The sequence below is a fragment of the Paenibacillus alba genome, from assembly GCF_013204855.1.
Taxonomy (GTDB): Bacteria; Bacillota; Bacilli; order Paenibacillales; family NBRC-103111; genus Paenibacillus_E; species Paenibacillus_E alba.
In genome coordinates this window covers 1-15,346 of record NZ_JABMKZ010000052.1, presented here as the reverse complement: position 1 = coordinate 15,346, position 15,346 = coordinate 1, and the positions used below count along the sequence as shown (strand labels likewise).

Sequence of the window (15,346 nt, the reverse complement as noted above, 5' to 3'; positions counted from 1 at the left end):
TAATTTTGTGGGGGGCATAACAATGAAAAAAGTAATGATGATGGGTGCTGCTTGTGTTGTAACCGTTTCAATGTTGGTAAGTGCTTGCGGTAAGACTGAAGATTCAACGAGCACTCCGGCGCCATCGGCAAGTAGCTCGCCTGCAGCGCAACAAGTGAAGCTGAAATTTTGGGGCGGTGTTCCGATTGAGAGCGGCCCGCAAGCAGTTGTCGATAAATGGAATGCGGCGCATAAAGATATTCAAGTGGAATATGTGCGATACACTAACGACGATCCTGGGAATACGAAATTGGATACCGCGCTTCTCTCGAATACAGATGCACCTGATTTTTTCGTCAACTATAACGATGCCCTTATGGATAAAAGAATTAATGCGGGAATGATCGAACCTTTAAATGACTTAATTCCCAAAGTTGGATTCGATGTGGATGGTGTAATTGGGAACGACAATATCATGAAAAAAGACGGTAAAATTTATTACTTGCCTGGTACCAAATCGGTGAACGGCATGATGATTAATAAATCCTCTTTGGATGCTGTCGGTGAAAAAGTTCCGTTCGATTGGACCTGGGACGAGTATGTCGCTCTTGCGAAGAAGCTGACGAAGCAGGGGCAATTCGGTGGTTTCCTAGAACCAAATTGGGAGCCGATTGCTCTCGACGTTATCACTTCTGCGCAACCTGTCAACGCTTATTACGCACCTGATGGCACATCCAATCTCAATAACCCAGCAATGAGGAAAGGGCTAGAAATCCAGAAGCAGTTACTGGATGCCAAGGCACTCATACCATATGCAGAGGGTGTAGCTAATAAAGTTAATGGACAAGACCAACTGTTAACAGGTAAGGCGGCCATGGTTTATACGGGAACATACTTAATTCGTTATATTAAAGATGATAAAGCGTATCCGAACCGTAATTTCCAGATTGCTTTCGCTCCTACTCCGCAATGGGAAAAAGGTAAGAACGTGAACCGCGGTGGATTGGGCGATAATATTTCGATAAACGCGAAGAGCCAGAACAAGGAAGCATCCATGAAATTCTTGGCCTGGTATTTGAATGAAGGTAATACCGACATGATTCCAGGAGGGCGTATTCCTTCTAATAAGAAAGCGGATATGAATAAGATTGCCGACCTGTTGTTTGGGGATAAAGGACAATATTTCGATAAAGACTCATTTATGAAGGTACTGCAAGGAAATTACACGTTTAAACTCACGACAATTACGACCGCTTCAGCTGAAATCAGAAAAATAGTAACAGAAGAGTCCGAGAAGTATTTCATGGGCAGTCAATCCATTGATAAAGCAGTGGAAGCTTTGAAATTAAGATCTGATCAAGCAATTAAAGCAGCTAAATAATCATCAAAAGTTGGCAAAACAGAGAGGGGACTTTTAATATAAGAGTCCCTTTTTTGTATCGACTAGAGGGAGCAAAAAGTATGCAGAATCAATACTGAAAGATTGGATGCAAGTCAATCTACCGCATCGTAATTACGCTGTAAAGATCAAAGGATTTCACTGTTTCTGCATGATTTATCCCATTCATGCCAGCCAATTATTCCATTATACTGGGCACATAGAGGTAGAGTCTATGAGACTGAAAAAGAAAACGAGAGAGAATTTGGCTGGTTATTTATTTATCCTCCCGAATTTGCTTGGCTTTAGTATTTTTATTTTGTTTTCTTTACTCTTCAGCTTAGTCTTAATTTTTACGAATTGGGATTATTTGGAGGGGGTGAAAGGTTTGGTCTTTATCGGGTTAAACAATGTGAAGAGGCTGATTCATGATGAGACAGTGTTAATTAATGCGGTGCTTCAAGTGTGCCACGCTAATGACGCTGGTGATGACGGGCAGAAGCCAAGAGATGATCTTACCGAAGTCGACTCATCGGTCTCTTATTACTTCTTGTGGTGAAAATATGTATACATTTACGTTCATTTTCTGCATGGTAATAAATCCGGATTTTCAGTATTTTAAAATGAAAAGCGTTTATATATTCATTATGTAACAGGAGTTGAATTTCTGTGACTAGAATTGAAGATCAGGCTGTAGTTCTTTTCCAGGGAGACAGTATTACGGATTGCGAACGTAATAGAGAGAATGATAATGACTTAGGGAGAGGCTACGCCTTGATGGCTGCGGCAGTATTTTCTAGCAAATATCCGAAGAAGCAGGTCAAGTTCATTAACCGGGGAATCAGCGGGCATCGGGTGAAGCATTTGCAGGAGCGCTGGCAGCAGGATTGCCTGGGTTTGAAGCCGACGTGGGTTTCGATTTATGTCGGAATCAACGACTCGTGCCGCAATGAGCCGACCTCTGTGGAAGCTTATGCCGAAGGGTATAGGGACCTCATCGTACAAACGAAAGAAACACTGAATGCCAAACTGATTCTGGTTGAACCGTTTGTACTCCCTGTACCAGAGGACCGAAAACCGTGGAGAGAGGACCTGGATCCGAAAATCAATGCGGTAAGAGAACTTGCACGGGAATTTAACACGCTGTACGTACCGCTGGACGGCTTGTTCGCACAAGCGAGCACACTGGCTCCACCGCGCTATTGGGCACCCGACGGCGTGCATCCGTCTCCAGCCGGTCACGCACTGATTGCAGAGGCTTGGCTAGACGCTGTGCAAGCTTAATGATCTGGGCTATTAAGGGACGAGAAGCTGCGTTCACATATATCGGGGTGAAAATGAAAAAAGATCCAAGAAGGAAGATTAATGGTATTTCTAAAATGTTGACACTGGAGGAATCAAAACGATGGGCTATACAATGATTATGGACTGCTGGGACGAGGCATGTTTCATACAAGGTGAGTGGTTTCGATCCGCAATCAGAGGGAATCGGGAATTAGATACAATTTACTCGGAGTCCTCCGGAAACGCTCTCACTTTTATTCCAGCAATCGAGAAAGCGGGCATCTATAAAATTTCCGTATATAGGATCAAGTTGTGCGGAGAACAATGTTATGAAATCGGTCATAGCGGTGTAATTGATTTGGCAAAATCTGATCCATCGAATGGCGAAGAGGGTTGGGTGGAAGTAGGAACCTATGCGTTTCTTGCCGACGGCAGCGAGTATATCAAATTTGTTGTTCGGCAAGGTCTTGTACGCGGTACATCAATTATGCTGGAATTTATGACTGATGAGGGAACAGTCATGAATACAGGGACTATGGCTATGGAGTCATCGACTCATGACGGAGTCACGGTGCGCCAGTATTTCGATAATCCTGGTGAGATTTTGGATGACAAGTCCTCGACATACACCGAATCAGGCTGCTGGCAGGCTTCCCTTCTAGAAAATTATAAAGAAGGGCGCGGTACCCGTGTGTCCTCCAAGCCGGGAGATTGGAGCAAATGGTCTGCAACGACCCCAATTTTATCGGCCCAGGAAGAAAGCAATTTTGTCGTTTACGTGTGGATGCCTTACGGAAATTGCAGCGGGGCAAATGTGAAATATACGGTTAGCACATTGAACGGTCTTTGGATGAAAGAAGTCAATCAGGAAAAGCATGACATAGGAGGCTGGACGAAACTGTTCACGGTTCGTGCGACGGGTGATACGGCAATTGAGGTATCCATGCACGTATTGTCGGAAACCGACACATATGCCACGTCGATTAAGCTAGTACGTACCGAAGTCGCCCCGGACGCCCCGGTAAATATGCTGGGGGAAGCAGATACGGAAACGGTTGCTGTACTTGTCAATCAATCTGGATACGACGTGGGCAGGGCGAAGAGAGCGACAGTAGTCAATACGCCAGACGAAACGCCTTTCTTTATTAAAAACGCCCAGACTCACGAAACGGTTTTTGAAGGAAGGATCGTAGGCTGTATCGCCGATTTTTCAAAATTAAATCCGGATAAAAAAACTGAGTATTATCTGGAAGTAAATGGAGTACTCTCTTATACCTTTACTGTGGGGAATAACTGGATGCAGCGCGTTTCTGTTCCTCCTGCTCTCGCGTTCATGAACCACGCCAGAAACGATGCCTGGCTGCCTGGACTTACCAGTATGGCCTGGCGCGACAGCCATCAGTTTTCCTTCGAGCTTGGCTCCATGGCTATGCTCTATATGTCAAACCCATCCTTGCATGAAGCTTTGCCACGAACGATTTGTAATCTTGAACTTACGATGTTCGATAGTTTGAAAACGCAGCAAGAGCCAGATCTTATTTGGCTTATGAAATTCGGAGCGGAACGATATTATGACTTTAAAGTGAATCAAGGCTATAATCTGCACCCTCTTATTAAGGAGCAGTTGTCGTTCTTCATCTATATGTACCCCTTCATCAAGTCATATGTATCGGAGGACGATTACCGAAGATTTAGGGATTTCACGATCGGGGAGTGGACCTCATCCGATCAAACCAATTCGCTTAAATGGTACGATATTCCCGGTGAAGCCTATAATCTCCTGGAAGTTCAATCGGTATTCAGCGGAATCAAGGGCTCGTTTCCGCCAGGACATTCGATCATCCCCAATCTGATGATGTATGAGGTAGTCAAGCGGGATGGACTGGGCGGAGAAGAAAAGTATGTGGAAGCGGCCTATAAAAATTGTGAGTTTATACTTAACCATATCGATATAACGAATCCTTATTATTCCAAAGGCCAGCGTATGAGTGAGCATGTTATCATGGAAAGTCTGGCTTATTTCCTGGAATTGTTCCCTCAACTGGCTCCGGAAAAACTAAAATCGGAAATCAATCGATGGGCGGATAAAATGATCGCACGTTCCGCCAATATGTGGGATATGCGAATGGCATCGTCTGTTGCTGCAGGAGATGAGCAGGACATTTGGACAGGTGCTGCGTACGCTAAGGCAAATGACGCCAAAATAACAGCCCTAATGAATGAGCCTGGAAATGAAGCGGGAATTCAAGCAGCAATGTTTGCGGCTGCCAGGGTCATTGACGATCCTGAAAAGGCCGCGCGGTTGAAGGAAATCGGTATTTCAGGAATCGACCATATGTTTGGCAGGAATCCGTATGGCAGAATGTTCTTTTACGATGCGATAAGGGATATCGAAGGGGCGCATTCAGGTTGGTTTTCCATGCACGCGGTAGCGGGAAATGGAAAACTAGGTGCCGTTCCGGGACGAATTGACGCTTCACCGAAGGAACAGGCCTATCCCTTTAATCCAAAAGCGGATCCAGGATATGTCGAAGGCTGGGTGGCCTTCAATACCGCTTGGAACAGCTCCATTGCTTATAGTGCAGGGGATGATATTGAGATCACAATCGACAAGCAACAAGCTCAAATCGGAGACGTCATTCATATCCGCTTAAAAGCGCCAATCAACATCGATAGTGAGAAGGTGGAGACGGCGACGATTCAATTGGTAGATGTGACTACAGGCAAATGCGACTGTCTCGTTCTAACGGAGGAAAGCGTGGACAGCTTGTACTTTTCTGGTGATTACGTGGTGCCGGAAGCAGCCGGGAAGTTGGAGTTTTCATACGGCTACGGGTTATTCAAGCGAAAAGCTGATCTTGTGATAGTAGCTTTTAGAGAAAAGGAGTCGACATGACATATATGGAAAGACTGCCACAATCGCCATACAAATCGGAATTGAACGGATCGCAAGTCGACAACTGGCTCCCTTACAAATCTTTATGCTTTATTGGCGACAGTATCACACAAACCGGTCTGTATGCTCGTACACTATTGGAATATGCAGTGAGCCGGTACCCGGAGCGCCAACGTTTTTTTGTCAACGGAGGGGCGGCAGGTGATACGGCAGCGATGGTGCTGACCCGGATGGAACGGGATATTCTAATTCGGCAACCAGATGCCGCCTGCATCATGCTTGGGATGAATGATATCGGACGACATTTTTACCCTGAGGGTCCAGTGACAGAGGAACTCCTCTCGTCCCGCAAACGGAGATTAGAAGAATTCGGCATTAACTTAAATGAAATCCTTGGCATCTTGAAGCAAAAGGAAATCGTTCCAATCTTGGTGACACCGACACCTTACGACCAGGATGCCGATTTGCCTGCCACCAATTTCCCTGGTTGTAACGATGCGCTAGGACAGTGCGTGCAAATTGTAGCAAAGCTGTCCGACTCCTACAATGCCGGATTAATTAACTTGTGGGAGCCGATGAACGAAATTAATGCCTCCATTCGGCTGCGGGATCAAACCGCAAGCCTGATCGGTCAGGATCGGGTCCACCCTGACGCAAGAGGACACATGGTCATGGCTTACTTGCTACTTAAACAAACAGGTGCGGCGAATCGCCTGCCCCAGATTCAGTTGAATGGATCGCAGCCGAAAGAAGCATACGACTGCATCATCGACCATGTATGCAAAGATGCGGACGGTACGATACGACTCTCGTATACGTCCGACCGGATCCCTCTCTTTCTTGACGAGGCCTACCGCAATGCGGATGAGCTGGTCCCATTGACCGAGGATTTCAATCTGGAGAAAATCACGATTGCGGGACTTTCCTCTGGAAATTACGAATGTTTGATCGACGAACAAAGTGTCGGTAATTATTCGTCTATGGAGCTATCGGAAGGAATCAATATCGCTGCGATAGACGGCACCTCTATTCAAGCGAAGGCCACCGAACTGTATAAACTGTCCGGCATTAAGTATGGTTTGGAGAGCAAGCTTCGCAGCGTCGTGTTTATTGAACAGGAGATGTATGGTAATGGGATTGATTTGCACCAGCCTGCGGTAGCTGAGCAATATGTGCGGAATTTGCTTTCAAAGCAAACGGCTGATCCAAGTTGGATAAAGACGCAATATACCCATTACCTCGAAAGTAAACCGCATGAAGCCGACATCTTAGCTCAGATTCAAATGGTGACAGAAGAGATGTATCGTATAGCGAGCCCGTTTACACGTAATCTCACCTTTCGTCCCGTTAATGACTGAAAATAATAAGCGTTAGTGGAAAAGAATCGCCGGTAAATTCAAAAGCAATCTGAATTGAAAAAGTAACCGATTACGCTGACTGACCCCTTGCCTTAAATGGCAAGGGGTTGTTCACAAGAGTGGAAACTTAAAAAATACTTTTATTCAAGCAGATGAGACAGTCAGGAGTGATTAATTGAATAATTCTCGGGATCCAAGTCACACTGGCAGAAACATTCGATCACCGCTATCGCAATTTACAACCAGTAATTAAGAGGTTGACCAGAGAAATGAAAGTGGTGACCTTTTAATACGAAGAAGCAGCATTCCAATCATTTAGAGAATTACCAGATTTGTTAAGGATACATTTAAGCATTTTAATGAAGATGAGGGTTCAATCATAGTTAGTGGTCTTTAATTTTTATTTAATGAAGCACATTTCCAATCATACTAACATGTTCTATATCCTCGTAAGACCCTCTGACGTTTGAATCTTAGTGCGTTTAGGGTCGGTGGAGACTTCTATTATCTCCCCATCATAGAGCCTTACAATTACCCTTTGATTTAAGGTAATCGAATCTCAAATTCTCTTGAAGATTCTAGATTTCCTTGGTAACTTAATTTTCCTTGTTCAATCATCTGATACACTCGGAAAACTAAATACATATCACCTATACATTGGTCACTTTTCCCCATTACTTCCCCAACTACACGGGAAGGTTTTTGATATTCATTCGATGTATTTTCTAAGATAGATTCATCATAATAATCTTCAGATACCGCTAATACTCTTCCGTCTAGTAATATCCTTAATAGGTCTTTCGTTTGGGACCACTTTTTCCAATCATTTATTAAACCTTCAATTTTTGTATGAGACATGCTTTTTTTCATTTGCAGAGCATCTAGAATCAGTTCTGGAGGCATTGCACCTAAATTTCTTATCACATATGGAATTTCTTTGTTCTGTAAGTCACGAACTTTGTATTCTATATTTTGGCTGTATTCTGTAACATCCACCTCTTCAAACTGAATATTTTTATTCTGAAGTAAAAATGCTACAAATCTCAAACCGATTTCATCGGATGTGTTACCACCATGCCATAAGATTACTTTACTATTACTTGGAATTTCTAATGCGACTTGTGAATTACTTTTGAGGATTGTTTCAATCCAATCTAAGTAATCTGGATCTGAAGCTGGACCTGTTTTTATAAACAATTCTTTCAGCCATTGTTTTCTTTTTTGCATTCCTTCATTAGATTCTAATTTATAAATAGGTCCTATTGAAAAATCCTCATTAATACAAATGATTTGTTCGTTTTGGTGTTTGTTACTTTTTTGAAAAACGTTTTTCAGATTTCCATGTGCAGAATCCCCAAAGCTAATGTGTATAACATTCATATTTTGATATCTCCTTATTGACTTAATATGTCTATTTTTTTGCATGGAAAGAGTGAATATGTTAAGTGCCTCTCTTTCTAACTTTATTATATACGATATTGTGTTGTAAGATTGTTAATCCATGATTCGGGATATATTCCAAGAAAGACCGCAGAGGCATAATGCCAAAGTGGTTGGGTAAAAGTTCGGGTTCATAATACATCATCTGAAACCCTGAGGGTCCGAGTTACTCAAGGCACAATTACGGGAACGGAAAAAATGTTCTTCGAGGTAGCTCCTGATGCTCAAAAGGCTATAAATGGAACACAACCTTGGGCAACGGGCACTCACTGGGTTGCCCGCAGCACTAAAAACGGTGGGAATATGTCAGGGTTTCTGTCTGTTAAACTGGAAACCACGTAGGAAGAACCAAAGAAGATGTAATTGTTCCACTCCCTCGGTATGATTTGATTTCCTCACGCAAGCTCGTCTATTCGCAGGATTTCATCCTTTAGATTTCGAAGATGAATGAAAGATTAGCGAGATATATTAGGATGTGTCGTTAAAAGGCATGCGGGAACAGAGGTGGAGTTGAGCCACCCAATTCATTCCAAATGCTGCACGCAGTCTCCACGGTGCCCTTAGCGATTTTCACTCCCATGTCGGGGCGGGTCTGAGCCCTTACATTCCTTCGTCACATCTATCTAAGGGGTGGAGGCCGGTCTTTCTAACGGAACGGGTCTGAGCCCTTTTGCGTAACGTATCCCGATACTCCGTGCTTTCTATGTCATCCTGCGAATACGCCAACTTGCGTGAAATAAGGGGACGGCCTCGTTTACTGAGCTTCAGTTGTCCCTTCCATTTACCCGAGCTTGCTTCAGTCACATTGAGGCCTGCGTGACGGAGTAGAGCATTCCCGTGCGCATAACCTCTAAGATCTCCAGACTCTCCTAAAATACCAGCTAGAGCAATTGCACTTTTCCAGTAATGGCAAGGATTTTGCCTGAGTAGGGGATACGTTCAACAACGTCTTTAGCTTCTTTTTCAATCCTCTGCAGTTGTTTAGTGGCTAAGTCATGCTCCTCTAGGAGCTGTTCTAGATGGAGTTTGTAAGCATGTGATGCCTGCTTGGAACCAACAGTTTGCTTTGCAAGATCAATGAGTAGATGGGCTCTATGCACACGAGAATGCCGCTTCATTGATTTCTGCCATCCTTTAATGACATCGTCAGGACTTAGTTTACATAGCTCAGCAGGAAGCGGAAAAAGCCGAAGGGTTAACAATGCACCCTTACAAGTTAAGATCTTAAAGACTTGCCTCAGTTCAGGGAAGACAATGTCGACCCAGCGATGGATCTGGTTAACGGCACTTACAAGTCGTTTAACGACTGTTTCTCGGTTAGCCATGAGTACTCGCAGTTCCTCGTACTCAGAGGAGTGGAAACGGACAGGGGAGTAGTAGCCATTTTTCACCATGTCGGCGATAACTAATGCATCTTTTTTGTCGCTTTTAGAGCGTGTATTGTCGCGGTTTTCTTTATTCTTTTTAACAAGGTGAGGATTAACAAGTACAGCTTCAATCGCTTTATTTTTAAGCCAACCAGCACCAGCAAGGCTGAACCAGTAGTGACCAGTTGGTTCCATACCAACAATTACTTGGGTTAACTTAAAAGAGGCTAACAAATCGCGAATCCAAAGGTAGAGTGACTTAAAGCCATCTTCGTCATTACTAAACACTAAAGGATTAGCGAGAGCGACACCGCGAAAATTAACCGCTCTGGCAACATGAGTCTCTTGAGCAATGTCTACACCAACAACAATATGATTAACGGTAATGTTTTCAATGAGTTGATTTTGCTTATCTTGTGATTTAAACTTCATAGTAGAGCGTCCTCCTGGATGATGGAATTAAAGGGCTTTTGACCCGTAGCGTACTTCCATCGTACAGAGGCGCTCGTTTTTTTACAAAGCCGAAATTTATCCATCTACAGGAATCTAACGAGTAAGGATAGTTCAATCAATAGAGAATAGAGGCAGTCGTCCACAAAGTTAAATTATAGCCATTTTTAATTACTGGGAATGATATAATTTGTTACGCAATGAAAAATTGTCCGTATTTAGGGAGTGTTATTATGCTAAGCTTTAGGAACACAACGATGGAAATTTCAAACAGTGGGATTGACACAGTTGTTCTATCGATAGGAGCAACGGAACAGTTTGGACCGTACTTACCAATGCATTTAGATACGCTAATCGCAGAACAGTTCGCTGATACATATGGAAAAGAATTAAATGCTTATGTCTTACCTACAATCCCGTTTAATACCTCAGAAGAACATGCCAATTTCAAAGGAACAGTTACTGTAAGCCCGAATATATTAACATCCTTGTTGGAAGAAATTATTACTAACTTGATCCGGCAAGGTTTTAAGAAGTTTGTGGTCTGCACTGGACATGGTGGCTCATATTGGGAATTGGCTTTCGTCAAACACATAAACTACAAGTACCCTCAGATTATCTTAGTCACCGCAAATCATAATAATCAAACTGCATGGGAAGAAGCCGTTAATAAGGCAGGGTTACATGGCTTAAACGAAATACACGGTGGGTTATTATCTGTGTGTACAGCTATGTGGCTTTGTCCTGAACTGGTTAAAACAGGGTCAATGGGTTCAGACATTCCTTCAGAAAACCGTCTATATGCGGATTACTTAGGATGGGATCGACTAACTCAGGATGGTTGTTGGGGCAAGTTCCAAGTAGGAATTTATTCACACGAAGAACTGGCTGAAAAAGGAAAGCTATTTTGGAACACATTTATTAATAAAAGAGCTGAAGGTTTGAAAAAAATTCTAGATGAGGGGTACCGTCGAAAAACTCTAGTATGATTAAGCTATCGGCAAACGTTAATTGAATAATCATAAACAAAGGCTACCGGGTAAATTTGCTCGGGAGCCTTTGTTTATCTCTCAGGCAGAAGTTAGCTTCTTATGGAATAAATTGGAATGGCGTGGGTTTTACGTCATTTGGTTGGCGGGACCCCCGATGGCAAACAATTAAATACACCATGGGATCTAATTCGCAAAAGAATCAAAACATTTGGATATTAGCTACTCAGGAACTTTAGCTTGCTAAGTCCGGTTTTATAGTACTAATCAATGGCAAGTCTATCGCGCTAATGGAAGAACGATAGTTGAGGAGTAGAAAACTTTTTCCATTTATTGGCGTACATACTGAGTACCCAATAATCATAAGGGGATGCCGCAGGCTTTAAGCGGATGATTGATAAAATTGTGAAACATACAAGCATGGCAAGGGAATGCCGACCATTGAGCGGGATACGTTCATCTTCATGACCTACTCTTCATCGTTGTTATATTTGATTCTGACATGATGAAGATGACAAGGAACTGAAAGAAAGGAATGGAGGTGCAGCAAACGATGCGAAAAAAATTGGTTTTAGTTTTATCAATTAGTTGTTATCTGTGTATGAGTGGCGAATGGAGGGCGAACCGTGTTTATGCGGAATCCACCATCTTAGAGCTTCCTCATCCAGGTGGGGATACAATCACTTTTCTGGAAGATACTTCTGTGTATGATGAAACATGGAAAGAGGTAGGACTGCTGGGCCCGCAGACGGTGAAAATTCTGGAGACGCGGGAGGTTCGATGGGGACATGGCGAAGGCTACAGAAGACCCATTTACTTAATCTCCACATGGCTTGGTGATCGATGGATCGCTCCTAACCGGGCTTTGCTGGGGAATCCTCAGCCGTTCGTGACGAAACTAGATCTCGGTCGGATTGAACCGCTCTATAACGATCCTCTGCTGTCAGAGCCAACAGGCGGGCAATTGGCTCCCCAAATCGTAACAACGAAAGCGAAATGGGATGAACATTATTTGATCGAAACGAAGTCCGGGGACAAATGGATTCGTCCTTCTTATCTTTTTTTAGAAGGGGTAAGAGAGGTTCAGGAGGAAGTGGAATTGTTGAATCTCACGCCACTGATGCGACATCCTTACAGTTTGGAAACAGGATCCAGTCTATCATCACAAACAGTAGAGGTCAAAGAAGTATGGCGCAATTGGCATCGAATCGATTCCTGGTTAGGACCTGTCTGGTTTAAGCTGTACGAGGCGAATGCGGTGGATGTGCGCCACATTTTGGAAGTCAACTTTGGTTATAGGCACATTGATGATAAAGATCCTAAGCTGACACATATGACTGTAGACGTAAAGCTTGGATCGAAGTGGCGTGAAGTGAAGGAAGCTATGACCGTCGATTTCAAGTTCAATTTATATAATGAAAAGGGAGAGCGAGTCGCTGCTTCCAGAACAGGTCGCGCTGAGCTAAACGGCGCTGAGTCGAAATCGGTGGATTTATTGGTGGATGGCAGCTTGGATCAAGGGTATGTTTACGCAACGGTGCAGATTACTAGGATGAATGATAAAAAGGACCCTGAACTTGATGCTTCTGCACCGATGGACATCGCCGATCCTGCACAGCCGAAATTCCGGATTGGAAAAGTAAGCGTAAGACAGGACGGAGAATTTAGCATCATCAAAGGGCAGTACGAGCTTGATGCAAAGGGAGCGAATCAAGTGAAAGGACGAATCACCTTCACGGATCAGAATGGTCAAGTGATTGGGACAGTGCCTCTTGATCTGATTACTGATGCTGCTAATTCTGGTAAAGGGACACCTTTTGCATTCGAATGTGTCATCTCCGGCGGTTTGAAGCACTACGTAAACGTTAAGCTCGAAGTCGATTCGATTGCTTCGCTGAAATAATAATTTGATAATGATTGATTGTCCATTACACACAAAATAGTTGAGATTATGGACACGATAGTTCAATAAACAACCAAAACGCCGCTGCATCAATCGACAACCGCATTACGAAAGGGAAGAATAGTTATAACTAAAGTCTTCCCAAAATAAGGGACTATATTTGATATAATCATCTAAGCAGCTGGTATAACGGCTGTCGTTTTCTCGATGGATGGGTATCTATGCCCCACAACATGATAACGAGTATATCAAGGGTAATACACGCTACCTCATCGACAAAGAAGAAAATGGAGGAATAAATGAATATTGAACTTGAAAAGCTGATTTATGCTTTAAGCCAACGGTTCAAGACGAATATCATCTCCACCGACTTCCAAACTATGCCATTACAGGGCGGAACTGTGGGAAATGTGTGCCTGGTAACGGGGATCGCCGAAACCGTGGATGGCGAAAAATTGCCTTACCGTATAGTTCTAAAAATCCAGAACAAATGGGAGCGTTACGGCGATCCAGGTTCATGGCGTCGGGAATATGATCTCTATTCATCTGATTTGGGAGCGACTTTCTCGCAAGCCCTTCGCTGGCCGACATGTTATTACGCTGAGTTTAATGCCGAAGTTACTGAATACCATCTGTGGCTGGAATATATCGATGGCGTAACCGGTTTAGACTTGACCGGTGACATGTATGAAAAGGCCGCGCTGGAGTTAGGTCGCTTTCAAGGCAAGCTGTATGCGGAGCACCCCGCCGTGTTGCAGAGCCTGACTAACCTGAGTCATGCGGATCTCATGAAGAATACGTATTTGCATTACCGGTCATGGCTGGTCGTCTACGATTATATACGATCGGAGGACTGCGAATTGCCTCTGCACTTGCGGCAAATGCTCATCGACATCGATGAGCAAGCAGATGAGATATTCGCCCGTATTGAAAAATTACCTCTCGTGCTATGTCACCGGGACTTCTGGGTAACCAATCTTATCTATGCTGACGGGAATTTCGCGCTTATCGATTGGGATACCAGCGGATGGGGCTACCTGGGTGAGGATCTCGCAAGCCTGATCGCGGATGAACCGGATATTAATCACATGGTGGAACACTACCAGCGATGCATCCCTGCGTATTACAAAGGCTTTTCGGAGTATGCGGCTGTATCCCGAATCGCCGATCATTGTGTCTACGAGATAATCCTTCTCGTATTCGGGTACAGACTTGTGGAGGGGTATCTCCACACAGAGGCTGATGACGAGAAGACGAAGCATGTCCATACTCTCCAAAAAATCAATGAAATGAAGACCATATCCTTGTTGTTCACGTCTGGTAACATAGCCTAAACTAACGGGGAATTTTTGTTCAATTACCACAATGAAAAGGCAGCCGAATTTTATCGACTGCCTTTTCCACGCTAACGGTCAGTAGAGTTACAAGAAAGGAAAAATATTAAATACCATCGAATACAATAAATATCTTTTAAAAATACTTAGAGTCAAGGAGTTTCTGTTATGGCAGAAGTAATCAAAATTAGAGGTAGTGTGTTTATCGGCGGTATGTTATATCTACCACCAATTCAAGATTCTACAGGGATGATTTATGAATATCAGGGGGATGCAAGGGAATTTACTCCTTATGCAGTAAACACAGGGCGTTGTCGTGTAGAGCAGGAGGTCGTTATTGACTTCGTTAAGCAACGAACGACATCTTTCTCCGATACGGGTGCTACTGTCCTCAAAATGACAGCCCCAGACGGCTTAGTCGAATACAAACAAGGAAAAGCGTCTATAGACGGTATTCGAATTGAAGATGAATTATGGGACGGGGATACGGTATCTTTAACTATGCGAGCAAGCGCAAGCAATCCACTTCGTCCTGATGCGCCGACGGTTGACTACTCTCTGCAGATTAAAGCGCATAAGGATGGCACTGTGCAGGTTAAAGGAAGCCATGATGGGTTTCCATGTTACGAGTTTTATAAACAAGTGGATTTTGGGGATTTTCAACTCTTGCACGCCCATGACTTTCGAAAGACGGGCGATACGCCAGCGGCAATGGCGGGAGATATGGAGTATCATTTTGAAGCATGAGAATTATCAAGAATTTCGCCTTTAAGTTGATCGTATCGATGACACTACCTGGAAAATTTAGTTCAATTAATAAGGGCTGCCGCGAGGTGGCCCTTTGCTCAACTCCCTCAGAGAATAGGAATTTTCTCACGAATGCTCGCTCATTCGCAGGATTTCAAAATACATGTTAAATAGGAGTTACGGTGTTTGGGTTCTGTGTGGCAGGAAGTTCCGTTAGAGCG

At 43.7% G+C, this 15,346-nt stretch carries 10 protein-coding genes and 1 pseudogene; 9 read left to right on the top strand and 2 right to left on the bottom strand.

The annotated features are described in order from the left end of the window. Positions 1-22 precede the first annotated feature (22 nt). The 5 genes from HQN90_RS34860 (at position 23) to HQN90_RS34840 (ending at position 6,895) form a co-directional block, all read left to right on the top strand. The gene (locus HQN90_RS34860) at positions 23-1,360 is read left to right on the top strand and encodes an ABC transporter substrate-binding protein (protein WP_173227445.1); all 1,338 of its coding nucleotides are present in this window, start codon (positions 23-25) and stop codon (positions 1,358-1,360) included. 232 nt (positions 1,361-1,592) lie between these two features. Continuing rightward, on the top strand, positions 1,593-1,916 hold the full coding sequence (locus HQN90_RS34855; RefSeq protein WP_173227444.1) for a sugar ABC transporter permease: 324 nt from the start codon (positions 1,593-1,595) through the stop codon (positions 1,914-1,916). Between the two features lie 110 nt (positions 1,917-2,026). Continuing rightward, entirely contained in the window at positions 2,027-2,641 is a 615-nt protein-coding gene (locus tag HQN90_RS34850) for a GDSL-type esterase/lipase family protein (protein ID WP_173227443.1), read from the top strand. Between the two features lie 121 nt (positions 2,642-2,762). Further along, on the top strand, positions 2,763-5,537 hold the full coding sequence (locus HQN90_RS34845) for a cellulase N-terminal Ig-like domain-containing protein (protein ID WP_173227442.1): 2,775 nt from the start codon (positions 2,763-2,765) through the stop codon (positions 5,535-5,537). Next, entirely contained in the window at positions 5,534-6,895 is a 1,362-nt protein-coding gene (locus HQN90_RS34840; RefSeq protein ID WP_173227441.1) for an SGNH/GDSL hydrolase family protein, read from the top strand. Before HQN90_RS34845 ends, HQN90_RS34840 begins: the two co-directional genes overlap by 4 nt. 543 nt (positions 6,896-7,438) lie before the next feature. On the opposite strand, the gene HQN90_RS34835 is transcribed toward HQN90_RS34840, so the two are convergent. Then, on the bottom strand, positions 7,439-8,275 hold the full coding sequence (locus HQN90_RS34835) for a DUF1835 domain-containing protein (RefSeq protein WP_173227440.1): 837 nt from the start codon (positions 8,273-8,275) through the stop codon (positions 7,439-7,441). Positions 8,276-9,058: 783 nt separating this feature from the next. Beyond that, positions 9,059-10,134, bottom strand: a pseudogene (locus tag HQN90_RS34830) (IS110 family RNA-guided transposase); the annotation flags it as partial. Positions 10,135-10,409: 275 nt separating this feature from the next. On the opposite strand from HQN90_RS34830, the gene HQN90_RS34825 reads away from it, so the two are divergent. The 4 genes from HQN90_RS34825 to HQN90_RS34810 all read left to right on the top strand — a co-directional run bounded on the left by HQN90_RS34825 (position 10,410) and on the right by HQN90_RS34810 (position 15,125). After that, positions 10,410-11,141, top strand: coding sequence for a creatininase family protein (locus HQN90_RS34825; RefSeq protein ID WP_246362979.1), 732 nt, complete (start codon positions 10,410-10,412; stop codon positions 11,139-11,141). A 553-nt stretch (positions 11,142-11,694) separates the two neighbouring features. Then, positions 11,695-13,044: a hypothetical protein gene (locus tag HQN90_RS34820; RefSeq protein ID WP_173227438.1), complete on the top strand. Its 1,350-nt coding sequence runs from the start codon at positions 11,695-11,697 to the stop codon at positions 13,042-13,044. A 299-nt stretch (positions 13,045-13,343) separates the two neighbouring features. After that, complete coding sequence (locus tag HQN90_RS34815; RefSeq protein WP_173227437.1) at positions 13,344-14,378, top strand: aminoglycoside phosphotransferase family protein; 1,035 nt, start codon at positions 13,344-13,346, stop codon at positions 14,376-14,378. 168 nt (positions 14,379-14,546) lie between these two features. Further along, entirely contained in the window at positions 14,547-15,125 is a 579-nt protein-coding gene (locus HQN90_RS34810) for a DUF3238 domain-containing protein (protein ID WP_173227436.1), read from the top strand. Positions 15,126-15,346 lie beyond the last annotated feature (221 nt).

Bases quoted from the DNA above. Each gene is read 5' to 3' on its own strand.
- HQN90_RS34860 (WP_173227445.1), top strand. From the start codon at position 23: ATGAAAAAAGTAATGATGATGGGTGCTGCTTGTGTTGTAACCGTTTCA.
- HQN90_RS34855 (WP_173227444.1), top strand. From the start codon at position 1,593: ATGAGACTGAAAAAGAAAACGAGAGAGAATTTGGCTGGTTATTTATTT.
- HQN90_RS34845 (WP_173227442.1), top strand. From the start codon at position 2,763: ATGGGCTATACAATGATTATGGACTGCTGGGACGAGGCATGTTTCATA.
- HQN90_RS34840 (WP_173227441.1), top strand. From the start codon at position 5,534: ATGACATATATGGAAAGACTGCCACAATCGCCATACAAATCGGAATTG.
- HQN90_RS34835 (WP_173227440.1), bottom strand. From the start codon at position 8,275: ATGAATGTTATACACATTAGCTTTGGGGATTCTGCACATGGAAATCTG.
- HQN90_RS34825 (WP_246362979.1), top strand. From the start codon at position 10,410: ATGGAAATTTCAAACAGTGGGATTGACACAGTTGTTCTATCGATAGGA.
- HQN90_RS34820 (WP_173227438.1), top strand. From the start codon at position 11,695: ATGCGAAAAAAATTGGTTTTAGTTTTATCAATTAGTTGTTATCTGTGT.
- HQN90_RS34815 (WP_173227437.1), top strand. From the start codon at position 13,344: ATGAATATTGAACTTGAAAAGCTGATTTATGCTTTAAGCCAACGGTTC.
- HQN90_RS34810 (WP_173227436.1), top strand. From the start codon at position 14,547: ATGGCAGAAGTAATCAAAATTAGAGGTAGTGTGTTTATCGGCGGTATG.